At 66.1% G+C, this 24,862-nt stretch carries 20 protein-coding genes; 13 read left to right on the top strand and 7 right to left on the bottom strand.

Translation table 11 applies throughout. The features are described from left to right. The first annotated feature begins 150 nt into the window (after positions 1-150). The 5 genes from P2T57_RS18570 (at position 151) to P2T57_RS18550 (ending at position 4,955) form a co-directional block, all read left to right on the top strand. Positions 151-1,233, top strand: a complete 1,083-nt coding sequence (locus P2T57_RS18570) for an ABC transporter ATP-binding protein (protein WP_276302234.1) — start codon at positions 151-153, stop codon at positions 1,231-1,233. Next, the gene (locus P2T57_RS18565) at positions 1,220-2,023 is read left to right on the top strand and encodes an ABC transporter permease (protein WP_276302233.1); all 804 of its coding nucleotides are present in this window, start codon (positions 1,220-1,222) and stop codon (positions 2,021-2,023) included. Before P2T57_RS18570 ends, P2T57_RS18565 begins: the two co-directional genes overlap by 14 nt. A 56-nt stretch (positions 2,024-2,079) precedes the next feature. Beyond that, positions 2,080-3,189 carry a M24 family metallopeptidase gene (locus tag P2T57_RS18560; protein WP_276302232.1) on the top strand — a complete coding sequence of 370 codons (1,110 nt, stop codon included), beginning with the start codon at positions 2,080-2,082 and terminating at the stop codon, positions 3,187-3,189. 8 nt (positions 3,190-3,197) lie between these two features. After that, positions 3,198-3,491, top strand: coding sequence for a hypothetical protein (locus P2T57_RS18555; protein WP_276302231.1), 294 nt, complete (start codon positions 3,198-3,200; stop codon positions 3,489-3,491). A 282-nt stretch (positions 3,492-3,773) separates the two neighbouring features. Further along, on the top strand, positions 3,774-4,955 hold the full coding sequence (locus P2T57_RS18550) for a hypothetical protein (RefSeq protein ID WP_276302230.1): 1,182 nt from the start codon (positions 3,774-3,776) through the stop codon (positions 4,953-4,955). Between the two features lie 468 nt (positions 4,956-5,423). Here the strand turns inward: P2T57_RS18550 and P2T57_RS18545 are convergent, their stop codons facing one another. Next, the gene (locus tag P2T57_RS18545) at positions 5,424-9,563 is read right to left on the bottom strand and encodes a GAF domain-containing protein (RefSeq protein ID WP_276302229.1); all 4,140 of its coding nucleotides are present in this window, start codon (positions 9,561-9,563) and stop codon (positions 5,424-5,426) included. Positions 9,564-10,031: 468 nt separating this feature from the next. On the opposite strand from P2T57_RS18545, the gene P2T57_RS18540 reads away from it, so the two are divergent. Next, positions 10,032-11,804 (top strand): MutS-related protein, encoded by a 1,773-nt coding sequence (locus P2T57_RS18540; protein ID WP_276302228.1) that lies wholly within the window; start codon positions 10,032-10,034, stop codon positions 11,802-11,804. 3 nt (positions 11,805-11,807) lie between these two features. Further along, positions 11,808-13,091, top strand: coding sequence for a glycosyltransferase family 87 protein (locus tag P2T57_RS18535; protein ID WP_276302227.1), 1,284 nt, complete (start codon positions 11,808-11,810; stop codon positions 13,089-13,091). Here the strand turns inward: P2T57_RS18535 and P2T57_RS18530 are convergent. After that, the gene (locus P2T57_RS18530) at positions 13,054-13,266 is read right to left on the bottom strand and encodes a hypothetical protein (RefSeq protein ID WP_276302226.1); all 213 of its coding nucleotides are present in this window, start codon (positions 13,264-13,266) and stop codon (positions 13,054-13,056) included. The two genes, P2T57_RS18535 and P2T57_RS18530, sit on opposite strands and share 38 nt — an antisense overlap. A gap of 155 nt (positions 13,267-13,421) precedes the next feature. On the opposite strand from P2T57_RS18530, the gene P2T57_RS18525 reads away from it, so the two are divergent. Then, the gene (locus P2T57_RS18525; RefSeq protein ID WP_420028555.1) at positions 13,422-14,039 is read left to right on the top strand and encodes a DUF7504 family protein; all 618 of its coding nucleotides are present in this window, start codon (positions 13,422-13,424) and stop codon (positions 14,037-14,039) included. A gap of 156 nt (positions 14,040-14,195) precedes the next feature. After that, positions 14,196-15,878, top strand: coding sequence for a protein kinase domain-containing protein (locus P2T57_RS18520; RefSeq protein ID WP_276302224.1), 1,683 nt, complete (start codon positions 14,196-14,198; stop codon positions 15,876-15,878). A gap of 79 nt (positions 15,879-15,957) precedes the next feature. Here the strand turns inward: P2T57_RS18520 and P2T57_RS18515 are convergent, their stop codons facing one another. Next, positions 15,958-16,197: a hypothetical protein gene (locus tag P2T57_RS18515; protein ID WP_276302223.1), complete on the bottom strand. Its 240-nt coding sequence runs from the start codon at positions 16,195-16,197 to the stop codon at positions 15,958-15,960. 135 nt (positions 16,198-16,332) lie between these two features. On the opposite strand from P2T57_RS18515, the gene P2T57_RS18510 reads away from it, so the two are divergent. Together P2T57_RS18510 and P2T57_RS18505 are read left to right on the top strand one after the other, a co-directional pair. Further along, positions 16,333-17,073 (top strand): hypothetical protein, encoded by a 741-nt coding sequence (locus P2T57_RS18510; protein WP_276302222.1) that lies wholly within the window; start codon positions 16,333-16,335, stop codon positions 17,071-17,073. 83 nt (positions 17,074-17,156) lie between these two features. After that, entirely contained in the window at positions 17,157-18,440 is a 1,284-nt protein-coding gene (locus P2T57_RS18505; protein WP_276302221.1) for an ABC transporter substrate-binding protein, read from the top strand. A 289-nt stretch (positions 18,441-18,729) separates the two neighbouring features. On the opposite strand, the gene P2T57_RS18500 is transcribed toward P2T57_RS18505, so the two are convergent. After that, complete coding sequence (locus P2T57_RS18500) at positions 18,730-19,032, bottom strand: hypothetical protein (protein WP_276302220.1); 303 nt, start codon at positions 19,030-19,032, stop codon at positions 18,730-18,732. 301 nt (positions 19,033-19,333) lie between these two features. Here P2T57_RS18500 and P2T57_RS18495 point away from each other — a divergent pair, with 301 nt between their 5' ends. Beyond that, positions 19,334-19,897 carry a HalX domain-containing protein gene (locus tag P2T57_RS18495; RefSeq protein ID WP_276302219.1) on the top strand — a complete coding sequence of 188 codons (564 nt, stop codon included), beginning with the start codon at positions 19,334-19,336 and terminating at the stop codon, positions 19,895-19,897. A gap of 377 nt (positions 19,898-20,274) precedes the next feature. On the opposite strand, the gene P2T57_RS18490 is transcribed toward P2T57_RS18495, so the two are convergent. Together P2T57_RS18490 and P2T57_RS18485 are read right to left on the bottom strand one after the other, a co-directional pair. Then, entirely contained in the window at positions 20,275-22,500 is a 2,226-nt protein-coding gene (locus tag P2T57_RS18490; RefSeq protein WP_276302218.1) for an LUD domain-containing protein, read from the bottom strand. Then, positions 22,497-22,997 (bottom strand): LUD domain-containing protein, encoded by a 501-nt coding sequence (locus tag P2T57_RS18485; RefSeq protein ID WP_276302217.1) that lies wholly within the window; start codon positions 22,995-22,997, stop codon positions 22,497-22,499. Before P2T57_RS18485 ends, P2T57_RS18490 begins: the two co-directional genes overlap by 4 nt. Positions 22,998-23,228: 231 nt before the next feature. Here P2T57_RS18485 and P2T57_RS18480 point away from each other — a divergent pair, with 231 nt between their 5' ends. Next, positions 23,229-24,110 (top strand): CARDB domain-containing protein, encoded by an 882-nt coding sequence (locus P2T57_RS18480; RefSeq protein ID WP_276302216.1) that lies wholly within the window; start codon positions 23,229-23,231, stop codon positions 24,108-24,110. A gap of 18 nt (positions 24,111-24,128) precedes the next feature. On the opposite strand, the gene P2T57_RS18475 is transcribed toward P2T57_RS18480, so the two are convergent. Continuing rightward, positions 24,129-24,800, bottom strand: a complete 672-nt coding sequence (locus tag P2T57_RS18475) for a pyroglutamyl-peptidase I (protein ID WP_276302215.1) — start codon at positions 24,798-24,800, stop codon at positions 24,129-24,131. Between the last annotated feature and the right edge of the window lie 62 nt (positions 24,801-24,862).

Genomic DNA, 24,862 nt, shown 5'->3' with positions numbered 1-24,862 from the left:
GTCGTCGCGGTGCCGTTTCTCACCGCGACGCGCGCTGTCGAGTCGGTCGTCGGTCGGCGTTGCTCGACACTCGGGCCGGAAGTGAGCTACGTGGGACAACAAGCACAACAATTAAAATGGGTCGAATGAGTAAAATTAACGAACCACATTATGAGTGATGGCACGGAATCGGTCGAGAAACCTGCAATCCATGTCGAGGGTCTGCGAAAGACCTTCGGCGAGGGCGAGGAGGCCGTCACGGCGATAGACGACGTTTCCTTCGAAATCGAGACGGGAACGGTCGTCGGTCTCCTCGGTCCCAACGGTGCCGGGAAGACGACGACCATCAAGTCGATGCTCGGACTTATCGTCCCCGACTCGGGGACGGTCGAAATCGCGGGCATCGACGTTCACGACAACCCAGACGACGCCTACGGCAAAGTCGGCGCGATTCTCGAGGGCGCGCGAAACATCTACTGGCGGTTGACTGTTCAGGAGAACCTCTCGTTTTTCGCCGGTCTCGGCGGGGACGACCCCGAGGACCTGCGCGACCGTCACGAATCGCTGTTGGAGCAGTTCGGTCTCGCGGACCGCGCGGACACCCCGGTCAACGACCTCTCGCGGGGCATGAAACAGAAGACCTCGCTGGCCTCGACGCTGGCCCGCGACGTTGACGTGGTGTTCATGGACGAACCCACGCTTGGGTTGGACATCGAAACCTCGCTCGAACTCCGGACGGAACTCAGCAGACTCGCCGAGCGCGAGGACGTGACTATCGTCCTGAGCAGTCACGACATGGACGTTATCGAGACCGTCTGTGACAAGGTGTTAGTCCTCAACGACGGCGGGGTCGTGGAGTACGACGAAGTGGATGCCCTGCTGGACCTGTTCCGAACCCGCCAGTACGAGGTCACGGTCGAACCGCCGGTCGAGGAGGACGTTCAGCGCCGGGTCGAGCGGGCGGTAGACGCCGACTGCACCGACCACGGCGACCGGTTCACGATTGGGTTCACCGCGACCGAGGGCGACGAACTCTACGACGTGTTCGACCTCCTCAACGCGGCCGACCAAGAGCTACGCGACGTGGAATCGGTCGAACCGGACCTTCAAGAGGTCTTTCTCAGGCTCACTGAGACCGGTCCCGAGAAGACCGGCGACGACTCGGCCTCGTCGTCCGACCGATCCGAGGACGGCCCGGATGCGAACGCCGGCGGCGCAGTCGCTTCGGGGGTGAGCGCCGATGGCGACCGCTGACGCCGATACGTCCGACGACCCCTCGCTGGCCGCGCTGGCGAAGGTCGTCCTCTACAAGAAGTTCATCCTGCTGGTCCGGTATCCGGTCAACACCGGCGCGCAGTTCCTGACGATGATTATCTTCTTCGCGCTCATCTTCTTCGGCGGGCGAGCAGTCGCCGGTGCGGCGCTCACCCGGTCGCTCGAAGGCATCATCGTCGGATTCTTCCTGTTTACCCTATCCACGATAGCCTACTCCGGGTTGGCGTGGAGCGTCACCCGCGAGGCTCAGTGGGGCACGCTGGAACGACTCTACATGTCGCCCCACGGGTTCGGAACCGTCATGGTCGTCAAGACCGTCGTCAACGTCTTCATGAGCCTGCTGTGGTCGGGCACCCTGCTGGTCATCATGATGGCGATGACCGGCAGATGGCTCATCATCGACCCCCTCACGGTGCTTCCGCTGGTGGGACTGACCCTGTTGGCGGTCCTCGGCATCGGCTTCCTGTTCGGGGGCCTCGCGCTGGTCTACAAGCGCATCGAGAGCATCTTCCAACTCGTCCAGTTCGGGTTCATCGCGCTCATCGCCGCGCCGGTCGATAGGCTGGCCTACCTGAAACTCCTCCCCATCTCGCAGGGGAGCTATCTCCTGCGAACCGCGATGCGGGACGGCACCCGGCTCTGGGAGTTCCCGGCGGGAGAACTCGCTATCCTCGTCGCCACCAGCGTCGTCTATCTCTCTGCGGGCTACTACTGCTTCTACCGGGCGAGCGTCAGGGCTCGAAGCGAGGGCCTGCTGGGTCACTACTGACTCGGCTTCGACTGCCCGTCCCTACTTTTAAATCGCGTCCCGAGCAACCCTCTCGCATGAACGCCTTCGAGGAGCGAACCCGGCGATGCCAACGGCGACTGGCCGAGGTCGGTGCGGACGCGGCCGTCCTCTTTCCGAGTACGAACCTGTTCTACGCCTCCGGATTCCGCGAGGAACCGGGCGAGCGACACCTGTTCCTGTTCGTCCCCCAAGAGGGAACCCCCGCCTTCGTCGCACCCGAGATGTACGACGAGCAGATTCGGGACTCCTCGTGGGTCGAGGACGTTCGGCTCTGGGCAGACGGCGAGGACCCGACCGACCTCGTGGCCGAGGTGGCGGACGACATGGACCTGCGCGGGGGCCATCTCCTCGTGGACGACACGATGTGGGCGCTGTTCACCCAAGACCTGCGCGAGACGCTCTCGGAAGCGACGTTCGGCCTCGCCAGCGAGGTGTTCGAGGACCTCCGGATGCGCAAAGACGAGACCGAAATCGACGCCCTCCGGCGAGCAGGAACGCTGGCAGACCGAGTGAGCGTCGAAATCCGGGAACTCGGCGAGGAGGCCGTCGGCATGACCGAATCGGAACTCGTAGCGGAAATCGAGCGCCGACTCGGTGACGCCGGTGGCGAGGAAGCCGCGTTCGGCACCATCGCCGGGTCCGGGCCGAACGGTGCCAAACCCCACCACCGCCACGGGGACCGGGAAATCCAGCGCGGCGACCCCGTGGTCCTCGACTTCGGGGCCTACGTGGACAACTACCCCGGCGACCAGACCCGGACGGTCGTGTTCGCGGGCGACCCGCCGGCAGGCTACGAGGAGGTCCACGAAACCGTCCGCGAGGCCCAGCAGACAGCGGTCGAAGCGGTCGAACCGGGTGTCCTCGCCGAGGACATCGACCGGAAAGCGCGCGAGGTCATCGAGGAGGCCGGGTACGGCGACGAGTTCGTCCACCGGACCGGCCACGGCGTCGGCCTCGACGTTCACGAGAGTCCCTACATCGTGGAAGGTAACGAGACCGAACTCGAACCGGGGATGGTGTTCAGCGTCGAACCGGGCATCTACCTGCCGGGCGAGTTCGGCGTCCGAATCGAGGACCTCGTGGTCGTCACCGACGACGGTTGCGAGCGACTGAACGACTCGCCGCGGACGTGGGAACCGCTCTAAACCGAGCTATGACCTACGTGAGCCACACCGTGCGGTCGCTCCGGCGCGACCCGATTCCCGGCGAGACGATTCGGCTGGTGGTGACGCTGGCTGAGGATAAGTCCGAGAACGTGACCGACGACGCCGAGGAGACCGATACCCCTGCGCTCGCCGAGGAGGTCGAATCCCTCGGCGGCGAGGTCCTCCGGGAACTGGCGTTCGACCGCGTGCTGGTCGAAGTCGAGCAGACCGACATCGACGCGATTTGCTCGCTCGACGCCGCGGAATCGGTCGAAACTGACGCTGTTCTGGGAGCGACCTAAAAACAGAAGCCGGGAAAACGACTGCTGTTACGGCGGAGAAGACGATTTTTGAAGCCCCCGGCCGCTCGCGGTCACGCGAGCGACCGGCCCCTTCACCCCACCCATGGTTGTCGGTCAGCAGGGCGTTCGCTGGTGGATTGTTCGGTTGAGCGTATCCGCGGCGGATTCACCGGGGATTGCTAGTTGCCTGCTAACTTTTCACAGGCGGCTCTTTCGACTTGTATCAACCGGCTCGAATCGCGGGCGGGCAAGCAGTTTCAAGTGACAGTCCGGCGTACAGGTATGCGGGAAATGGGGGAACACGACGACACGCGGACCAGCGCCGTCCACGACGAGAGCGTGGGGACGATGGGACGGCGGCGGTTCGTCGATACGCTTCTGAGTCTGGGGTTCGGTGCGCTCTCGGCGAGTCTCCTCTCCGCGGAGGACGTGCGGGCGGCGAGTCGAGACGAGGTGCCGGTGGTCTACGGTCTAACCCGCGACGAGGAGTCCGGCGAACTCCGGCCGCGGCGCAAGACGGTGCCCGCCGACTGGTACGACGACTTCCGGTCGGCGCTGGCGGCCCACCGGAATCTGACGGTGCGCCATCACGACGAGGTGGCGAGTTCGGCGGTCGAACCCGGCGAGTACGGCGGGCGAAACGCGAGTATCCGGGTCGAAATCACGTCCGAGGAGGCCCGCGGCGCGGTCCCCGAGCGAGTCGAGGACACGCCGGTCGAGGTCCGCCGGGTGCAGGCCGGGGACGTGCGCCGGAGTCAGCGTCCGGGTGCGGCGGCGACTCCGAGCGCAGTCGAGGAGTTGGATGCGTCGGGCGCTGACGCGACCACCGACGACGGGGGCGTGCCGGGGAGCGTCGCCGTCGCCAGCGAAAAACTCTACGGCACGCTCGCGCCGGCGATGCGGGACCCCGCCGACGGGTCGCGGTACTTCGCCACCGCGAACCACGTCTTCGGCGGGACCGGCAACGCGGGCGAACCGCTCTACCTGCTGGACGGCAGTCGGACCGAAATCGGGGCGGTCCGGTCTGGCTACCCCAAGTCGGACATGATTTGCGCCCGGCCCGTCGAGGGGTACGAACCGCTCTCGCGCATCCGCCGGGAGTCGCCCGGCCGGGTCCTCGGGCAGTTCACCAAAGTCGGCCTCGCGGACCTCAAGGCCGAAGGCGAGGGCCTCGAAAAAATCGGCGTCAAGACGGGCCACACCACCGGCAAGATTCAGGCGGTAGACGGTTTCACCTGCGCCTACGGGGCCATCTGCAAGCAGGGCCAACTCAAGTGGGGCGAGGAGTCCGGTTTCAGCGACGGCGACAGCGGGTCGGTCAACTACCATCCGGACCCCGACAATCCCGACGCGGGCGTGCTGGTCGGCGGGTTCAACAACGCCCGGACGTGGTGGCCCGGCGAGGACTACATCTGGGGCACCGCGGCCCACCACGTCACCGAAAAGCACGGCTACACGTTCTGAATTTTTGAGCAACCTTTACACTCTCCTAAAATATAAATACAATTCTTTACAACATCTCTACTTGTGTCTGGCGCGTGCTGGCGCGGCGTTCATGCCGCGCCGAACCGCGCGAGGGATGAGTAGCGCAGGAGCGAAGCGACGAGCAACGCAATCGGTTGGGGAGGGTGTGGCCCGCGGTAGCGGTGCGGTGCTGTGCGGTAGACGCCTCGGTTTCGGCAGTAGCTAGCTTCCTCTCGCTTCCAACCTTGTTTCTCGTGACCTATCCAACTCTGCCACAAAAACAGCGACGGAGGTATCGAAAGCCCTCGCGCGGTTCGCGGTCGCTCCAGCGGATATTCTCGCACCTCGCTTCGCTCGGCGCTCGAATAGGGCCGCCGGAGACGACCACGCAAACGCGAACCGCGCTCGCCCTTTCAGTCCGCCGAGGATGGCGGTTGGTTCGCCGACCGAAACCGCCGTAAAAACCCCTTATTCGTCCAAGAACGCCGAGAGGAGTTTCCGCTCGCCGACCCGCAGATGCTGGTGGAAGGTCGGGGCCGAAACCCCGAGCGACTCGCTGACCTCCTCGCCGGTACTCTCCCGAGGCCACTCGAAGAACCCGGCGTAGTAGGCCGCGTCGAGGGCCGACCGCTGGCGCTCGGTCAGGTCGTCCTCCAGCGTCGCGCGGAACTCCTCGACGGTGCGCTCCGGTCGCTCGCGTTCCCGGCGGGCCACGACCTTGGTGCCGGGAATCGAGTCCTGAATCGACTCGACCGCCGAGCGCACGTCCACGTTCCGCGGGAGTTCGACCACGCTCCGGCCACCGTTCGCGGTGAACTTGGCGTCCCGGAGGGTCCCGCCGTGATTGGCCAGTTCTTCGAGCGGCGACGGGCCGGTGTAGACGAACTCGAACAGGTTGCCGTCGTCGTGTTCGTTGACGAGGCGGGCCTGCCCGATGTCGTCGGCTGACTCGGCGCTCTCCAGCACCCGGTCGGGGTCGATTCCCTCGGCGGTCATGAAGTAGACGAACGACCCGTCCGTGGTCATGGTCACGCCGTCGAGCGCGAACTCGCCGCCCTCCTCGCGGGGAATTCGGGCGAAGAACCCCTCGCCGTCACGAATCTCGAACTCGACTTCGACCACGGCGTCCGAGAGGAGCGCCTTCTTGCTCTCGGCCGCGTTGATGGCGTGACCGATGGTCTCGCCGAGTTCGGCCAGCACCGCCTGCTCGCGGTCGTCGAAGGCGTTCGCCCGGTCGGCGTAGACGCACAAGACGCCGTAGACCGTCTCCCGATAGCGCAGGGGGATGGCGGCCGCCGAGCGATAGCCCCGTTCCAGCGCCTGCTCGCGCCACGGTGCGAAGCCGTCGTCCTCGGGGACGTTCTGGACGACCTGCACCGCCGCGGTTTCGAGGGCTTTCTGGGCAGGCCCGCGAGGAGTTTCGTCGCGCATCTCGGTGATGGCTTCGAGGTAGCCCTCCTCGACGCCCGCGAAGGCGCTCGGTTCGGCCTGATTCGCCCCTGCCATCGCCTTCCCGGTCCACGCGAACCGATAGTGGGCCGACTCGGCGAGTCGGTCGCAGACCGCCTGCTCCATCTCCTCGCGGGTCGAGGCCCGAACCAGCAGTTGGTCCACGTCGCGGATGACCTCGTTGATGCGGTCGAGTTCCGCGAGTTGGCTTCGCTGGTCGGCGAGTTCGGCCTCGCGGGCCGCCCGATTGAGCGCGACCTCGGTGTTGGCCGCCAGCACCCGCACGAGGTCTATCTCGTAGTCGTCGAACGTGCCCACCTCCGCGGAGGCGACGGTCATCACGCCCCAATCGCCCAGCGGGAACGCGCCGAACGCTCGGATGCTCGAAGAGCCGTTCTCTGCCGCTCGGGGGTCATTCCACGCGTTTTCGAGGTGCGCCGACTCGCCGTCTGCGAACACGGTCCCGACGATGCCCTCGCCTCGCTCTAACGCCGGGGCCTCGCCGATGGTCGTGATGGTGTCCTCCGGCATGATGAAGGGTTCCAGCAGTTCCGAGTCGTCGTCCCACCGGAAGACGGTCGCGTGAGGGATGTCGAGGACGTTCCGGGCCGTCTCGACCGCGGTCTCGCAGATGTCGCGCTGGCGCTCGGCGGACATCAGGTCGCGGGTCGTCCGGTGGAGCGCGTCGAGCATCTCCTCGCGCTGTTTGCGCTCGGTGATGTCGGTGTAGATGACGTAGTTCCCGTCGTCGCCCGACACCTCGGCGTTCCGGAGCAGGAAGTCCCGGACGCCGCCGTCGGCGGTCCGCTTGACCTCCGCATCGACGCGCTCGCCCTGCCGGACTCGCTCGTTGAGTCGCCCGGCCTCGCCCTGCAGGTCGTCGGGCACCAGCAGGTCGTCTATCGACTCGCCCCGCGCCTCGGCCTCGCTGTAGCCGAAGGTCTCCTCGAAGGCCTCGTTGACCGACTTGATGACCGGGTCGCCGTCCCGGAGTTCGTAACGCACGGTCGGTTCGGGCACGTTCTCGAACAGCGCGGCGAACCGGTCGCGCTCCTCGCGCAGGGCCGACTCCGAGCGGACCCGCTGGAGCGCCTCGGAGGCGTGAGAGACCAGCAGTTCCGCCAGTTTCGCGTCCTCGTCGTCGAACCCGCCGAGCGCCCGCGACCCGGCTTGCAGGACACCCTCTTTGCCGAGGGGGACGCTCAGGAAGGACTTGAGGTCGTCGTTGACGCGCCGCCCCTCGTCGGTCTGCCGGATGTCCTCGATGACGTACGTCTCCTCGTGTTGATAGGTCTTCCCGGCGATTCCCTCGTCGGTGCGGAGTATCTTGTAGTCGTCCTCGTCGAACTCCGAGGTCGTGGCCTGCGGCACGAGGTAGCCGTCGTCCTCGATGGCCACGCCGCAGATGTCGAACTGAAGAATCTCCTCGGCGGCCGCGACGGTCTCGTCGTAAATCTCGTCGGCGGTGTTGAGTCCTTCGAGATTGACCGCGACGTGGTGGAGTTCCTCGAACTTCCGATTGGCGCGCTCCAAGTCGCGTTCCAACTGCTTGCGGTCGGTGATGTCGGTGTAGATGGCGTACCCGCCGGACCGCTCGCCGGAGACGCTGGCGGTCCGGAGCAGGAAGTCCCGCATGCCGTCTGCTCCCTGTCTCCGAACCTCGGTGTTGAGATGGTCGTCGTCCTTCATCTGCTCGACGTGGCGCTCGAACTCCGACCGTCGCTCGTCGGGCACGATGAGGTCGGCTATCTCCCGTCCGACCGCCTCGCCCGCCTCGTAGCCGAAGACCTCCTCGAAGGCCTCGTTGACCGAGTGGACCACGGGCCGACCGTCGCGCGCCCCGTAGTCGATGATTGGTTCGGGCACGTTCTCGAACAGCGCGGCGAATCGGTCACGCTCGGCCTGCAGGGCGCTCTCGGAGCGAATCCGCTGGAGCGACTGGGCCACGTGCGACGAGAGGAGTTCGGCGAGTTCGCAGTCGCTCTCGTCGAAGGCACCGGCCTCCTGCGAGACGGCCTGAAACACGCCGATGTCGCCGATGGGGACGGTCAGGGCCGCCTGATACCCGCTCTCTGCGGGGTCCACGCCTTCGTCGTGGAGGTTGCTGGTCCGGAGAGATTCGCCTTCCCGGTAGGCCCGCGCCGCGAGGTTGTCCTCGGCGGAGATGGGCGTCGTGGTGTAGTAGCCGTCGGTCGGGACGCCCTTCGAGACGGCCCGCGGGACGAGTTCGCCGTCCTCCATCGTGTCCACCACACAGAGGTCGAACTCCAGCAACTGCTCGGCGGTCTCGACAGCGAGGCGACACACCTCGTCGGGGGTCTCGCACTCCTCGAGCATGACCGCGACCTCGTGGAGTTCCTTGGTCTTTCGCTTCTCGGCTTCGAGACGGTCCTCGAGGCGTTTGCGCTTGCTCACGTCGCGGACGATAGCAGAGAAGTAGTTGGTGTCGTCGCGCTCGGTCTCCCGGAAGGAGATGGCGAGGGGAACCTCCCTGCCGTCGCGGTGTTTTCCCGGCAGTTCCACGTAGTCGCGTTCGACCTGCCCCTCGTCGTCGCAGAGTTCGCTCACGGCGGTCTCGAAGCAGTCGTGAACCGACTCGTCTATCAGTTCGAGCGCCGATTCGCCCACGATGGCGTCGGGTTCGCGGCCGAAGACGCGCTCGATGGCGTTGTTGGCGAATACTATCTCACACTCGTCGTCGATGGTCAAAATCGGGTCGGGCGACTCCTCGACCAGCGTCTCAACCCGGTCGTTCAGTCGGTCGCGCTCGCGCCGGGCCGCCAGTCGCTCGACGGCGCGCTCGACCCGCCGAGCGACCCGCGCTGGCAGGTCGTCTCGCGGTTGCATCGGCACGAACGCGATGTTCGACGGCGCGTCGGCGACCGACTCGGCGAGCATGACCCGCGCGACACCGGGGTAGAGTTCGCCGACCGCGCCCAGAAACTCCGGGCCGCCCACGCTCGGGAGGTCGTCTTCGGCGACCACGCAATCGACTTCGCCGTCCTCGATTCGGTCGAGTGCGGTCGTCCCCCGCGATTCGCACCTGACCTCGGCGTGGGTCTCCTCGGCGATGGCTTCTGCGCGTGCCCCGTCCCCGACGTAGACGATTTGTAGGGCGTCTCCTCGCGCTCCGGTCCCGTCACCCTCCGGCTTTAGCATCGTCCCACGACACACACTCCGTGGTTGTTAGCGTTTCGCCTCGTTCGACGTTCGAGAGTAAATTTTTCGAATCGAACTGATTCGGGCCAGCAGAAGTGAACTTCGTCTGGGTTGGTCGGCAGGGAACGGTTTTGTCGGGAGTAGTTGGTCGGGAGATGTTTTGTCTCGGTTGGTCGGCACGGAAAGTGGGTGAAGTGGAAAGAAGCTAGCTTCAGGCTTGAGCAAAGCCGTCTCCCGCACCGCCCCGAAACCGCACCTCGTCCTCCCCAACCTCCTCGTTCACTCCCTGCGGTCGTTCACTCGTCCCTCGCGCGCGGCGAGACGCCCGCGGGCGTCTCGCTCGCACGCGCCGACCGCAAAGAAATAAAATCCGTTCTTTCGAACTCCATTAAAATTCTTAAACAAACAATTAGTCGTGCTGAAAGGGCTTGTGCAACCATTAAGAGCCGCGGCCCGCACGTCTCGGATATGCGACTGGAGGAGTACTGGGGAGTCGGACCCAAGACGCGCGAGCGCCTCGAGGCCGAGTTGGGCACAGAGCGGGCGGTCGAAGCCATCGAGTCCGGCGAGGTCCGGGCGCTCGTCTCCGCGGGGTTGTCTCGCGGGCGCGCGACCCGAATCCTCCGGCGGGCCAACGGCGGCGAGGGGATGGCCGTCCTCTCGACGCGAGATACCCGCGCCGTGTACAAGGAACTCCTCGGCGTGGCCAGCGACTACGCCGTGACCGAGGACGCCGCCGACCGAATCCGGGTGCTGACCCCGCTGATGGAGCGTGAGTCTGCCGAGGAGCGTCTCGATTCCGTGATGGACGCCACCGAGTCGTGGCGGCTCCTCGACGGCGAGACTCGCGAGGCCGTCCTGTCGGCGTTCGCCGAGTACGCCGAAAACGACCGCATCGGTGACGACGAGGCCGCGGTCCGGACCGTCCTCGCGCTACGGGATGCGGGCCTCTCGGAAGGAGCGTTCGCCAGCGCCGCCGACATCGACCGCGCCGACCTCGAATCTGCGGCGTCGGCGCTCTCGGACTTGGACGGCGGCGACGTGGCCCGCGGCGTGGACGACGAACTTGACTCGCTCCGCGACGCCCTCGACGGCGTGCAATCGCTCGCAAGCGACTCCCTCGACGCGATGGAGGAGATACGCGACGAGGCCCGCGCCGGGGCCGAGTTCGGCGAGGTCGTCGTGGATTACGTCGCCAGCGAGACCGACGCCGGATTCCAGCGGGTGCGAGACGCCACGCCCGACGAGGCGGTGGACGCCGCCGACTTCGTGAACGCCACCCTGCGGGAACTCCGGGCCGACCTCCGCGAATCGGTCGAGGAGCGCGAGCGGTCGGTCGCTCGGCGACTCAGGGGCCGAATCGCCGAGAATCAGGGTGCAATCGACTCCGCGGAGGCCGAAGTCTCGGACCTCGCGTTCAACCTCTCGCTGGCCCGGTTCGCCGCCGCCTTCGACCTGACCCGGCCAGCGTTCAGAGACGACGGCTTCGCGGTCCGGAACGCCCGGAACGTCTCCATCGAGGCCGGCGACGAGGACGTTCAGCCAGTCACCTACGCGGTGGGCGGTCACGAGTTACCGGAAACAGACCATAGCGACCCCACCCCGCCCGCCGGAGACCGGGTGTCGGTCCTGACCGGCGCGAACTCCGGGGGTAAGACCACCCTGCTCGAAACGCTCTGTCAGGTCGCCCTGCTGGCCCAAATGGGCCTGCCGGTCCCGGCCGAGCGCGCCGAGGTCTCGATTTCCGAGGACATCGTGTTCCACCGCAGACACGCGAGTTTCAACGCCGGCGTGCTGGAATCGACGCTCCGGAGCATCGTCCCGCCCCTGACCGAGGGGTCCGACACCCTGATGCTGGTGGACGAGTTCGAGGCCATCACCGAACCCGGAAGCGCCGCCGACCTGCTTCACGGACTGGTCCGACTCACGGTGAACCGGGGCGCGCTCGGCGTCTTCGTCACCCACCTCGCCGACGACCTCAAGCCCCTGCCCGGCAAGGCCCGGAAGGACGGTATCTTCGCCGAGGGACTGGACGACGACCTCGAACTCGAAGTGGACTACCAGCCACGGTTCGGCACGGTCGGCAAGTCCACGCCCGAGTTCATCGTCTCGCGCCTGCTGGCCGGTGCCGACGAGCGCGCCGAACGCGCCGGGTTCGAGACGCTGGCCCGCGCCGTCGGCGAGGAGGCGGTGCAACAGACCTTGGACGACTGGTCGCCCGAGGCGAGTGTGGACGACTGACAAATGAACGCGCCCGAAACTCCCCGCGACGCCCGAATCGTCCTCGGCGTCGGCGTTCTCCTCGGCGTCGTCGGCCTCGTCGCCACCGTCCTCCGCCACCCGAAGATGGTCGGGATGGACTTTCAGGTCTACTACTTCGCCGGCGAGGCCCTCGTCGCCGGCAGGGACTTCTACGCCGCCTCGCCGCCGGCCCATCCGACCTACGGCTACGTCTACCCGCCGGTGACGCTCCCCGTGTTCGTCCCCTTCGTCGTCCTCGGGAGTTGGCAGGCCGGGTTCGCCGTGTTCACCCTGCTCAACGTCGCCGTGGCTCTCGGTGCGGCGGGCCTCCTCGTCCGGTGGGTCGAGGAGTACCGGGAGCGACCGCTTCCGTGGCTCGACAGGGGCCTCGTCGCCGGGTTCACCCTCGTCTCGCTCCACTCGGCTTCGACTCTGCTCTACGGCGAGACCAACTTTCTCCTCCTGTTGGCGCTGGTCGCGGGGTTCCGGTGGCTCGAGAGCAATCGTGAGTCGGCGGCCGGCGTCGCCTTCGCGCTCCCGGCGGTGGTCAAACTCTTTCCCGCTGTGGTCGGCCTCTGGTTGCTCCGCCAGCGGGCGTGGCGAGCGATTGGGACAGCGACTCTGACCGGAATCGGCCTGTTCACGCTCGGCGTCGTCGGTTTCGGCGTCGAGGCCCATCTGACGTTTCTGGAGGTCGCGGTCGCTCCTCGACTGTCGAGTTCGGAGTTCGCGGGCGGCCTTCCGGCCGAGGCGGCCCTGCTGACGCTCCGGCGGCCGATTTCGGTGCTTCTGCCCGGTCTGGACGCCTCGCTCTACGGGCCGCTGGCCTTCCTTCTGCTCGCGCCGGTGGTCTGGTACTGCTACCGCCGGATTTCGGAGCCGAGTTCGGCGTCCGAGCCGAGTCCGGAGTCTGAATCGAATCCGGCGTCCGAGCCGATTTCGCGCCTCGTCGCCATCTTCGCCACGATGGCTGTGATGGTGGTCGGGTTCCCGTCGCTCCTGCTCTACTTCGTCTACCTGCTCGTCCCGATGATTCCCCTGCTCTACCTGCTGGAGCGAGGACCCGCCCGGAAACTGTTCGTGGCGGGCGCGTTCGTCGCCAACTTCGCGGTGACGCTGGCGAACGTCCGGCGGGCGCTGGTCGGGACGCCCGGCGCGGGACTGGTCGGCGTCCTCGAACCGGTGCTGACACTGGCGACGCCGCCGCTCTACGGAACGCTGGCGATGCTGGGGGCCTGCGTCTGGTATCTCAGAAGAAGAGGACCCACGCCAGCAGTCCCATCGTGAGCGCGGCGAGGAGTGCGGGCAGAAGCGCCAGTATCGCGTTCGTGAGTTTGCCGGCGCGCTCCTCGTTGTCTACCGGTTCTAAGACACTGTACCCGCATTTGACGCACTGCTTGCGGTCGTTGCGATGTCGCCGCCCGCAGTCCTTGCACTGCCAGTTCTTTGGCCCGATACCCATGTGACTTGGCCGACTCCACACACTCACGGGTGTTAGCTTTTGCGACCTGTCCGAGACCCGAGAGTCGCGGACCGCCGTGCCGTCGGCCGAACGTCTCGCTGTTCTCTCCGGCGGGGCGCACCGACTCGGATTTTCATTGCCCTACTAAATTTTAAGTGCGTTGGTGTCTATTTTCTTCTGTGTCTCGTTCACAGCCCTCCTCATCGAGTACGCTCTTGGGGGTCTCTGCGTCGCCTGCTGGTGTGCCCTCAGAGGTGTACGACGTTCTAGGCCGTCCCGCCGAGACGAACCTGTTGGTCCTCTCCTACCGCGACGGTCCCGACGAATGGCTCGGCGACTGGAAGCGCCACGTCGGCGAACCCCCCGCCGAGGTCGGATTCGTCACCGTCGGCGAGATGGCTCGCTCGGCGTCGGCGAACGTCCCCGGCGGGCCGGCGCGTTCGCCCCCCGGCGATGCCCTCCCACTGGCGGAAACAGTCGAGGACCCGGCGGACCTCGCCACGCTCGGCGTTCGGGCCAGCGAGTACCTCGAAGCGTGGGACGGCAACGGCAACGGCAACCGAACTGTGGTGGTCCTCGACTCGTTGACCGGCCTGCTTGAGGCCGTGTCTCTCGACCGGGCGTTCGAGTTCCTCCACCTGCTGGCGGGCCGGGTCGAGAGCGTTGACGGCAGTGCCTACTACCTGCTCGACCCCGAGGCCCACGACTACGAGTCGGTGTCGGTCGTCCGCGAACTCGCCGACGCCGTGGTCGGCCTCGGCGACCCGCGCTGAGCGAGCGTCGGCGTCGGTCCCGAGCCACCGCCAACAGTATAACCATTTGCTTAGAAATTCCCTTCCTTTCCGAAAGACAACTATACATTTCTTTTCCGGGTCCGAGACGGTGAAGCAACACTTATCCGGCGAGCGCGACACCGGTCGTCCATACCGATGGCAGGACGCGACGGGGATGCGGTCGGAGACGCGGGCGAATCGTCGGCCGGCGATTCGTCCGCCAGCGCGAGCGACGCCGACGAGGACTCACCGACCGACCGCGAACGGGCCAAACGCCTCCGGGAGGAGGCCCGCGAGCGGTGGGGCCGGACCGACGACGACGACGACTTCGACACCATCACGGCGAAACTCGACGCCGACAATCCCACCGCCCGCGCCGAGGCGGCGTGGTCGCTCGCGGAACTCGCCTCCGACGACGCCGACCGGTCGTGGCGACTCCCGGTCGAGTCCACACTCGCGCCGCTGTTGACCGACGACGACCGATGGGTCCGCCGGGGCGCGTCGTGGGCCGTCGCCAACATCGCCGACGAATACCCCCAGCGCGCCCGGTCCGCGCTCTCGGAAGTCACGGAGAGTCTGGACGACCACGACCCGCTCGTCCGGGAGAACGGCGTCCTCGCCGTCGCCAACGTGGCCCGGCAGTACCCCCTCGCCGTCGAACCCGTGCTGGGTCGCCTCGCCGAAATCGTCCGGGAGGACGAGGGTGCCACCCGCCGGTACGCCGCCGAGACCCTCCGGCGTCTCGTCGTCCGGTTGGACGAGGACGGCTTCCCCGAGACCATCGAGGCGACCCCGGACATCGCCGACCTCCTCGGGGGCGAACTCGGCGTGGTCGAAGTCACCGACGACGACGGCCCGGCGGTCCGAATCCGGGACGGAACCGATACCTCCGACACCTCCGACACCGAGGAGGCCGACGACGAGCAGGCATCCGACGACCGAGCGGACGCCGGAACCGACGACCGAGGCCCGCCGGACCTGATTCCAGAACCCCCGGAAATCGACGGCGAGCGCGCCGACTTCGAGCGTCTCGAAGACGTTGTTGGCGGTCCGCTCACTACCGCCGTGAAGGCCCGCGTCCCCTCGGCGAGCGACGGCGGCCAGCACGTCGTGGTCGTCGTGCGGACGCTCCGGTCCGATACCGGCGTGGACCCTTCGGCGTTCGAAACCGGCGTCCGGGCGTGGGCCGGCATCGACGACCACGACTACGTTGCGCCGGTTCTCGCCCGCGGGACGAACCCCCGGCCGTGGCTCGCAGTCGAGTTTCTGGACGGCGGCACCCTCCGGAACGCGCTCGGGTCGGTCGGTTTCGAGCGGGCGGTTTGGTACGCCCACTGCATCGTCACCGCGGTCTGTCACGCTCACTCCCGAGGCGTGGTCCACGGCGCGCTTCACCCCGGCGCGGTCGGCCTCTCTCGCGTCCTCGGCGCGTGGCCCGTCCCGAAAGTGAGCGACTGGGGCCTCGGGGACTTACTGGCCGAGGTCCGAACGCCACCGGTCCCGCCCGCCTTCGCCGCGCCGGAACACCTCGCGCCCGAGCGGTTCGGCCGACCGGACCCCGCGACCGACGTCTACCAACTCGGCGCACTCTGCTACGCGCTGTTCGCCGGGCGACCGCCCTTCGTCGGCGAGAACGCGGACATCGCCCGAAAAATCCGAAACCCGGACCGCGCTCCTCGGCCGCCGAGCGCCCACGCCGACGACCTCCCCGAGGAGATAGACGACGTGGTGACTCGGGCGCTAGCGACGACCAAGCAGGCCCGGTTCGAGACGGCCGAGGACCTCCGGCGCGAGTTGGAGGTGCTGGCGCGGGACCTGTCGCTGTCCGTCGAGTTGTAACCCGAAAATCGCGTCCCGGTCGCGTCCCGGATTCGTCGCTGTTCGTCCTCGAACGCGACTGTCGGCGCGTTCGGTGGGATTACCGCCTGCCCGCCGGGCCGTCGTCGTGGAAGTAGACCACTCGCTCGTTCTCACTGCGAGCGCGCTCCTCCTCCACGTCGTGGCGACTCGCGCACCGCCGGGCGTACTTCGTCAGCGCGGAGAATGGCGGCCCGCCGAACACGTCGGCCCATCGGTCGCCGCGCTCCACGACGACGCGCTGGTCGTAGGCTTTGCCACAGACCGGGCAGGGCGTCTCGTCCGGGTCGTGGGAATGCACACCGAACTAGACGGGAGCGAGTGGCTTGAAAGCCCCGGCAAACGTGAAAGTGGTTCGCCGGCCCGGCGTCGGCCCGCGGTTTCGACCCGATAGCGCCGCAATTTAAGTGGGCGGGGCGTAACCCCCGGAACAGACATGGCGCTCGCGCCGCTCACCGCACACGCCGGAGACCCCAGCGCCGCAGTCGTCCACTTCCTCGCGTCGGTCATCGTCTCTGCCGCCGCGGTCTTCTTCGGGTTCTACGCGGTCCAGAACCTCCGGTTCGAGCGAATGGAGTCCCAGCGACCGTTCTGGCGCTATCTGGCGCTGGTCGGCGCGACTGCTGGACTCTACGGTCTCCTCGGCATCGCGGGGTCGGTGGTCCGGTCGCGGGCGCTGACCGCCTTCGGCCACGGTGCCCTGCTGTTTTGCATCGTCTTCCTCGCGTTCTCGATGCGGGAAGTCTACTACAACTCGGCGCTCGCTCCCCCTGCTCACGAACAGCGGTTCTCGCTCGCCACCCTCCGGCGAATCGAGGCCGGATTCGTGGTGGTGATTCTGGTCGAGTGGACCGCGGTCCTCCTCATCGACCAGTCGGTGGTCGCCCAATTCGTCAAGGGCCTCGGGAGCATCGCGTTCGCGGCCTACGGCGCGGTGTTCGCCGAGAAGTTGGAGGCGATGGCCCGCGGGACCGCCCTCGACACGCTTCGTCGGCACCTCCTCCCGGTGCTGGTCTCGCTGGGCGTCCTCGGCGTCGCGGACTTGGGCGTCGTCGCGGGCCTGAATCCGGTCGTGGTGCAGGCCGTCGAGAACGTCTTCGTCGTCCTCGTGGCCGGATTCCTCATCACGGCGACGATTCGACTTCAGCAGAACGTCGAGGGGCTTTCGGCGACGTAATCCCTTCTTCCGGCGTCTACGCGGCCGAAATGGTCGGAAATCATTAGTGCGAGTGCGTGGTGTGCCCGTTCGGGGGAGTACGAATGGGAGTCAACGACGACACGTTTTCGAGACGCTCGTACCTGAAAGCGACCGGCACAGCGAGCGTGGCCGGATTGGGTGGACTGACCGGTCTACTCGAACAGGACTTCGAGACGCTGGAAGTACAGCACTGGTGGACCGGGGGTGACGGCGCGCAGGCGATTCAAGCCCTGTTCGATGGGTTCAAACAGGAGTATCCCGACATCGAGGTCAACCAGAATCCGGTGTCGGGCGGTGCGGGTCAGAACCTCCAGACCGTCATCAAGAAGCGCGTGCTGAACGACAACCCGCCGAGTTCGTGGCAGGCGTGGCCCGGCGCGAATCTGCTTCCGTACACGCGGGCCAACAAGTTGGAGGACATCCAAGAGTCGGTCTGGTCGCACAACGATATGACGAACGCTTACCTCAAGGGACCGAAGGACGCGGCCCGGCCCTCGGGTAGCTACGTGACGGTGCCGCTGAACATCCACCGCATCAACAACCTGTTCTACAACGTGAGCGTCATCGAGGAGGCCGGCGTGGACCCCTCGTCGCTCTCGAAACCGAGTGACCTCGTGGGCGCGATGGAGCAGGTTCAGCAGAACACCGACGCCGTCGGGATGGCCAACCAGACCAAATCGGGATGGTCCACCATGCAACTCTGGGCGACGGTTCTGCTCGGCGAACACGGGATGGACACCTACACCGCCTTCACCGAGGGGAAAGTCGAGCAGAACCAGCAGGCCATCAAGAACTCGCTCCAAATCGTGAAGGACTACCGGGAGTTCTTCAACGACGACGCGGGGTCGATTAGCTGGACGGAGGCCAACACCAAAGTCATCAACGGGCAGGCCGGGTTCTTCCACCAAGGCGACTGGGCCGCGGGCATGTACCGCGGGCAGGACGGCTTCGAGTTCCCCGATGCGTGGAACCAAGTTACCTTCCCCGGCACGGAGAACTACTACATGCTCAACATGGACTCGTTCCCCTTCCCGACCAATAACCCGTCGCCGGAGGCCACGACGCGCTTCCTGCGCTACGTCGGAAGCGTGGACGCCCAGAAGCGGTTCAACCCGAAGAAGGGGTCGATTCCGCCCCGGACCGACGTGCCCACCGACGCCTTCGGTCCCTTCCTCCAGAGCCAGATGGAGGACTTCAAGAACTCCGAGGCTCAACCGCCATCGACGGCCCACGGCCTCGCGGTGGACCCCGAGACGCTGACCAACCTCTCGGACGCCATGGCGACGTTCATCTCGTCGTGGAACGTGGACCGGACGTATCGGGGCATGGTGCAGGCGTTCCAGTAGATAGACGCGCCAATTCGTCTCTTTTTGACGAATGCCCGTCGCTCGGACCCCGAATCGGTCAGCAGTCGCTCACGAGTCGGAAATCAGGGCGGCAGGACCGCCCCGGTTGTCAGAGGCACAGTAATTTGTCTACGACTCCCTTGCCTGCGACGCCGAGTGGTCTCCCAAATTGCCAGACCGTCGGTCTGACCGGGTGAACCCCTGCAGGCGTTCAAATAGCCGCCCGATAGTCGTATAGCTATACTGCATGGTATGGCACTTCTTTAAGTGCCATCGGGAATGTTACCCCCTACGCGGTCCGTTCCATCTCCTCCGGGTCCGCGATGGAGCGGGGTTCGTACAGTCGCTTGCGAGCGTCGGGGACGTACATCTGCTCCTCGACGAGGTCCTCGTCTTCGAGTTTGGTCAGCGCGTCGCGGGTCGTCCGCGCCGGGAGGAGCGCTTGGTCACGTATCTGCCCTTGGGTCAGGGGCGCGTCCTCGGACTCTAACACCTTGTAGACGAGTTTGGCGCTCGGCGGGAGGTCTACGAGTCGCTCGAATCGTTGCTCCGGAGTCGTTTCCGGGTCACTGCCCGTGGCAAAAGCGATCACTGGTCTTCGACATAGCCAGTTCCGGCTACGAACTACACCAAGTTAGTTGTTCCGAAAATATCGGTGAATAAAAGTGTAGGGAATGTGAACTGATGACGCTTCTCAATGTATTTCGACGCCCTCTGACTCGATTCCGGTCCCGTCTCGCTCCTCGTGACGACGACCCACCTCGGCACTTTATGTAACATTTAATTCATCAGTGGGCATAATAGTTCTCGGACAGCAACCACAAGATATAAGTTTATCTTGTCGCATGATTCAGTCAGTAACCAGAGGTTATCCGAGGCGCGCCTGACTGACCATGTCCCCCGACCAATCGACAGTTCTCGTCGTTGACGACGAGCAAGACGTTGCTGACCTTTACGCGATGTGGTTGAAAGACGACTATCGCGTGCGGAGTGCCTACGAAGGCGACGAGGCCCTGAACGTTCTCGACGAGTCCGTAGACGTAGTGCTTCTGGACCGCCGGATGCCGGGCCAGTCCGGCGACGAGGTCCTCGAAGAAATCCGCGAGCGCGAACTCAACTGCCGCGTCGTCATGGTGACGGCGGTCAAGCCGGACTTCGACATCCTCGAAATGGGCTTCGACGACTACCTCGTGAAACCCGTCTCGAAGGACGACCTCCACGAAATCGTCGAGCAGATGCTCACCCGCGTCGATTACGGCGCGAAACTGCAGGACTACTACTCGCTCGTCTCGAAACGCGCGGTCCTCGAAGCCGAGAAGGACCCCGAGACGCTAGAGGCCAGCGAGGAGTACGCCGAACTCGAATCCGAAATCGAGGACCTCAGCGCCGAGGTGGACGACACCCGCGACGAACTGGACGACCACGACGACTTCGTTGGGGCGTTTCAGGACCTCTGAGTCGGCGTTTCGGGATTTCTGTTTGATGTTCGCTTTCCACAGTTCGAGTTGGCTAGCGTAATCCATCGGTATTCCTGAGTTATTTGGGGATTTAGTCAGTGGTTTGTCGGTGATTTTGGCTAATTAGTACTGACCGAAGGACACGACCGGAAAGCTAGCTTTCGGCTTGAACATAGCCGTCTACCGCGACCGCCCCGCACCTCGTCCTCCCCAACCTCCTCCCTCGTCCGCTCCGCTCCCTCGGTCGTCCCTCGCGCGCGGCGCGACGCCTTCGGGCGTCGCGCTCACACGCGCCGGGCAATCGTTCGCCGCATCTGGGACAGAATTTGATTTCTTTAGAACCTATACGGGATGTTTTAATAGATATATAGTTATGGCTACTCGTCGGGAGCGATATATCGAATCGGATGCGGTACCGTCTCGTCGCGGAGCGCAGAGAGTTGCTCACAGCACGAGGTCCCGCTGGCGACGGCGCGCTCGGCGTCGGCGAACTGATTCCGGAGGTCCGCGCCCACGTCCATGCTGAGTTCGTAGTACTCGCGCTTGTAGCCGAAACTCCCGGCCATGCCACAACACTCCGCGTCGGAGGTCCGGACCTCGTAGCCCAATTCTCCGAGGACTTCCGTGGTGTACTCCTCCAACCCGAGCGTGCGCTGTTGGCAATGGGCGTGGTAGGCGAGTTCCTCGCCGTCGCCCGCCCGGAGGCCGTCGGCGTCCGCGCCGTTCTCCAGCAGGCCGTAGAGGTACTCGAACAGTTCGTAACTCCGGTCGGCGATTCTGCTGGCGGTCTCGTCGGGCAGGAGTTTCCGGTAGTCGGCCCGGAGCATGGCGAGGTCGCTGGGTTCGATGACCACTACGTCCCTGCCCGCGTCCAGCATCGGCCCGAGGGCGTCGGCGACGGTTTCGGCCTGCGATTCCGCCGTCGAAATCATTCCCTGCGAGAGCGGCGCGCGCCCCGTCGCCGGCAGGTCCGGAATCCGAACTTCGACGCCTAACTCCTCCAGCGTCCGGACCGCGGCCTTCCCGCGTTCGACCTCGACGTAGTTGGTGTAGGGGTCGGGGTAGACGACGACCTCGCGGTCGGCGTCCCCGACCGCGGGTCCGCCTCTGGCCGTGAACCAGTCTCGCAGGCTCTCGCGCCGGAACTCCGGCAGGTCCCGGCGCGAATCGACGCCAAGCACTCGCTCGGCCAGCGCCCGAGCGCCGGGAGCGCGGGCCACCCAGTTCGACACCGGTGCGGTCGCGCTCCCGAGTCTGGCGAGCGTCGGGAAGTTGCCGAACACCCGCTTCTGGAGGCCGAGACCCGAGGAGTCGGTCTCCTCGTCGGGAGTCAAGCCATCCACGAGGAAGTCGAACGAACTTCCGTCTCCTCCTGCCGGCCCCTCGCCGCGGTTCAGTCGGTCCCGGACCACCGTGTTTATCCACGGGATGTCGATTTTCACCGGACACTGGTTCACGCACCGAGTGCATCCCGTGCAGAAGTCGTTGAACTCGCCCGCGGAGTCCAGACCGTGGACGCCGGCCTCCCACCCGGTTGCGATGCCCCCTGAGTAGGTCTCGCCGCCGAAGGCGTGGCCCCCGACGTGCTGGAAGTTGGCGCAGGAGTTGAGACACGCCGAGCATCGGATGCAGTACAGCGTCTCCCGGAGTTGGTCGTCGTCGCGCATCGCCATCCGGCCGTTGTCCAGCAGGACGAGGTGGAACTCCCGGTCGTCGGCCGGTCCCGTCGCGTCGGCGTCCCAGTCGAGGGTCGGCGCGTCGCCGGGCGGCGTCAGGAAAGTCACGTAGGAGGTAATCGCCTGCCCGGTCCCGGACCGGCCAATCAACTCCACGAAGGGGGCCACGTCCTCGAACCGGGGCAGTAGCTTTTCGACGCCAGCGACCGCGACGTGGGTGTCGGTCGCGGCCACCGTCTTCCGGGCGTTGCCCTCGCTTGTCACCAGCGCGAGCGTCCCGGTGTCGGCCGCCACGAAGTTCGCGCCGGTCATCCCCACGTCGGCCTCGGCGATGCGCTCGGCGAGGTACTCGCGGGCGAACCGGGTCAGGTCGTCGGCAGTTTCGAGGGGTTCCTCGGGGTCGAAGTGGGCGTTGAACAACTCGGCGATGTCGTCCTCGGACTTGTGGATGGCGGGCGCGACGATGTGACTCGGGGCCTCGTCGGCGACTTGGAGGACGAACTCGCCCAAGTCGGTCTCCCAGACCTCCGCGCCGGCCTCGCGCAGGGCGTCGTTGACCTCGATTTCCTCGGAGGTCATCGACTTGCTCTTGACTACGGAGTCAGCGTCCTCGTCCTCCACGACCTCCCGGATGTAGCGATTCGCGTCGTCGGCGTCGTCGGCGAGGTAGACGTGCCCGCCGCGGGACTCGACCGACTCGCGGACCTCCTCGATGAGTTCCGGCAGGCGCGCGATGGCGTCCTCCTTGACGGCGCGGGCTTGGTCCTTCAGTTCCTCGTAGTCCGAGAGGTCGGCCACGGCGTCGTAGCGCCCGCGATTGAACCCCTGCGTGTTTCGCTCGACGCTCTCGCCCTCGGTCGAGAGCAGGTGGCGGATGCGGGCGGCCTTCTCCTCGCGGCGCTGGGCGGAATCAGTTCTCCCGGTCATCGGTCCTCCAGAATCACGACGCTCACCTTCCGAGGACCGTGCGCGCCGACCACCAGTTCGCCCATGTCGGCGGTGGCGCTCGGCCCGGTGGCAAGCACCACGTCGCCGCCCGACCGAGCAATCTCGCCGACGCGCTCGATTCCGGCGGGCATGTCGGCCACGAGGTCGCTCTCGGCGAGAACCGCGACGTGGTGGCCGGGCCAGAGGCCCACCTGCTCGTCGCCCGCCGGCGTGGACTCGATGGCGACCGACCCGTAGTCGGAAATCCCGAATCTGGCGGGCGTAACGCCGGTTTCGGCGGATTCGAGTTCTCCGGGCGTCGGGTCGGTGGTCACGCGCTCGGGGAGCGAGACGCCCTCGAAGGGGAGCGGTGCGCCGACCGCCGGGGGTTCGAGGAGACCCGCGAAGTCCTCGGCGAAGTCGCCGGCGGCGACCCGGCGGACTGCGCACCCGGCGTCGGTCGCCTCGCGCTCGAACTGCTGGACGAGGCCGGTCATGGGTAAGGTGTGGGAGTCGCGGGACGTAATGGTGTGGGTCGCGGTTGCTCGGCGGTAACCTTCGTCGCTGTCCCGAAACTCGGGAATAAATCGAGCCAACTCGGGTCCGAAACGCGATAACTTCGGTTACGCCGGCCCGCAATCAACCGCGGTCGAGAAATGTTCCGTGGCGGGCGTGAACGATGAATTATGTTCATAGATGTTAGTGTAGAATACCGTTGCGGGTGGAACATGACCCAACGAGAAACCGACACCATCGACCGGCGAACGCTGTTGCAGGGAGTTACCGCAGTGTCGCTCCTCGGCGGCCTTCCGGCGCGGGCGACGGCGACCGGACGGACCGGTTTGCCGAACTTCGACTGGGAGTCAGTCGATGTGGGGGAGGCGACCGACGCGGACCGCCAAGAGGACCGACCGCGGTTCCAGTACGCCGTCAAGTTCGTCTGCGGCGAGGCCGAGGGCGAGCGATTCGCCCGCGGTCGCTACCGAACCGGGGTGAACGTCCACAACCCGGCCGACGACGAGGTAGAATTCCGGTGGAAGGTCGCACCGGCCTTCCCGGCCGAGAGGGCCGAACCGTCGGACTTCGAGGAGTTCGGGTTGGGTCCCGACGGGGCGCTCGAAATCGACTGTCGGCAGATATTCGAGGTGGTCGGCGGGGGCGGACTGCTCACCGGGTTCGTGGTCATCGAGGCCGACACCGAGTTAGACGTGGTAGCGGTGTATTCGGCCGAGGCCGACGGCGTCCGAACGATGGACGTAGAGCGCGTCTCACCCCGGCAGTTGGGAGACGGCCGCGGAAACGCTCCGGATTTGGTTCCCGCGGAAATCGACTGCGACGGCCGGGAACTGTTCGTCCGGGTCCAAAACCGGGGGAGCGCGCCGGCAGGCCCCTCGAAAACGGAGGTCGATTTCGATACCTACGGGACGCAGACCCGAGAGACGCCAATCCTCGCGCCCGGCCAATCGGCGACGTTGCGGTTCCAGATTCCGCTTCGGCCCCGGAACTGCTACGACCCCGACTGCGAGTTCGCCGTCACCGTGGACGCCACCGACGCCATCAACGAGTCCAACGAGACGAACAACTCGCTTCGAGAGCGGTGCCTCGGGTGACTCCTCGGCGGGACTATTTTATCGGTCGGCTTCGACGGTCACCTCGAACGTCCGTTTCACTGCGGCTATCTGGGTCTCCAGCGCCAGACTGGGTTCGACGCCGCCACCGCTGGCGGCCTCGTCCTCGCGGGCCTTCTTCGCCGCGCCCTCCGGGGTCAGCGGGAGGTGGACGAACCCCATCGGCGTCTCCGCGCCGAGACCTGCCGATTCGAGGTAGTTGCGGGTCCGGTAGAGGACGTTGTTGCAGAGGTGGGTCCCCGCTGTGTTGGACACCCGCGCCGGGATGCCAGCGTCCAGCAGGTCCGCGACGACTTCGACCACCGGGAGGGTGGCGAAGTAGGCCGCTGGCGGGGTTTCTGACTCGGCGTCGGCCTCCCGAATGCGCTCGTTTCGCGGGTCTGCCTCGGCGTTGTCCGGGATTCCCACGCAGTCGGCGACGTTGACCCCGACGCGCTCGACGCTGACGGCGGCCCGGCCCGCCGCGAGGCCGGTTGCGACGACGGCCTCTGGGTCGTGGGCCTCGATGAGGTCGCGCATCTCGTCGCCCGCCCGGTCGAACTCCACCGGGAGGACCCGCCCGACGATTTCCCGGCCCGCGAGTTCTTGCCCGTCGAGTTCGCGGGCGACCTCCTCGGTTGGGTTGCGGTCGTGGTCGCCGAACGGTTCGTAGCCCGTGAGTAGGAGCGTCATTACTTCGATTCTCGGGTGGAGACCCTTGATTGTTGGCTCCTCGGAACCGGTCGCGGGTTTCT

This window comes from Halorussus lipolyticus (assembly GCF_029338375.1).
Taxonomy (GTDB): domain Archaea; phylum Halobacteriota; class Halobacteria; order Halobacteriales; family Haladaptataceae; genus Halorussus; species Halorussus lipolyticus.
The sequence above is the reverse complement of the archived record's forward strand: the minus strand, read 5'-3'. Positions and strand labels throughout refer to the sequence as shown.

Excerpts from the sequence above, each read along its gene's own strand:
- P2T57_RS18510 (WP_276302222.1), top strand. The coding sequence starts at position 16,333 with ATGGCGCTCGCGCCGCTCACCGCACACGCCGGAGACCCCAGCGCCGCA.
- P2T57_RS18490 (WP_276302218.1), bottom strand. The coding sequence starts at position 22,500 with ATGACCGGGAGAACTGATTCCGCCCAGCGCCGCGAGGAGAAGGCCGCC.
- P2T57_RS18545 (WP_276302229.1), bottom strand. The coding sequence starts at position 9,563 with ATGCTAAAGCCGGAGGGTGACGGGACCGGAGCGCGAGGAGACGCCCTA.
- P2T57_RS18535 (WP_276302227.1), top strand. The coding sequence starts at position 11,808 with ATGAACGCGCCCGAAACTCCCCGCGACGCCCGAATCGTCCTCGGCGTC.
- P2T57_RS18520 (WP_276302224.1), top strand. The coding sequence starts at position 14,196 with ATGGCAGGACGCGACGGGGATGCGGTCGGAGACGCGGGCGAATCGTCG.
- P2T57_RS18485 (WP_276302217.1), bottom strand. The coding sequence starts at position 22,997 with ATGACCGGCCTCGTCCAGCAGTTCGAGCGCGAGGCGACCGACGCCGGG.
- P2T57_RS18570 (WP_276302234.1), top strand. The coding sequence starts at position 151 with ATGAGTGATGGCACGGAATCGGTCGAGAAACCTGCAATCCATGTCGAG.
- P2T57_RS18530 (WP_276302226.1), bottom strand. The coding sequence starts at position 13,266 with ATGGGTATCGGGCCAAAGAACTGGCAGTGCAAGGACTGCGGGCGGCGA.
- P2T57_RS18505 (WP_276302221.1), top strand. The coding sequence starts at position 17,157 with ATGGGAGTCAACGACGACACGTTTTCGAGACGCTCGTACCTGAAAGCG.
- P2T57_RS18480 (WP_276302216.1), top strand. The coding sequence starts at position 23,229 with ATGACCCAACGAGAAACCGACACCATCGACCGGCGAACGCTGTTGCAG.
- P2T57_RS18565 (WP_276302233.1), top strand. The coding sequence starts at position 1,220 with ATGGCGACCGCTGACGCCGATACGTCCGACGACCCCTCGCTGGCCGCG.
- P2T57_RS18540 (WP_276302228.1), top strand. The coding sequence starts at position 10,032 with ATGCGACTGGAGGAGTACTGGGGAGTCGGACCCAAGACGCGCGAGCGC.
- P2T57_RS18475 (WP_276302215.1), bottom strand. The coding sequence starts at position 24,800 with ATGACGCTCCTACTCACGGGCTACGAACCGTTCGGCGACCACGACCGC.
- P2T57_RS18555 (WP_276302231.1), top strand. The coding sequence starts at position 3,198 with ATGACCTACGTGAGCCACACCGTGCGGTCGCTCCGGCGCGACCCGATT.
- P2T57_RS18560 (WP_276302232.1), top strand. The coding sequence starts at position 2,080 with ATGAACGCCTTCGAGGAGCGAACCCGGCGATGCCAACGGCGACTGGCC.
- P2T57_RS18550 (WP_276302230.1), top strand. The coding sequence starts at position 3,774 with ATGCGGGAAATGGGGGAACACGACGACACGCGGACCAGCGCCGTCCAC.
- P2T57_RS18495 (WP_276302219.1), top strand. The coding sequence starts at position 19,334 with ATGTCCCCCGACCAATCGACAGTTCTCGTCGTTGACGACGAGCAAGAC.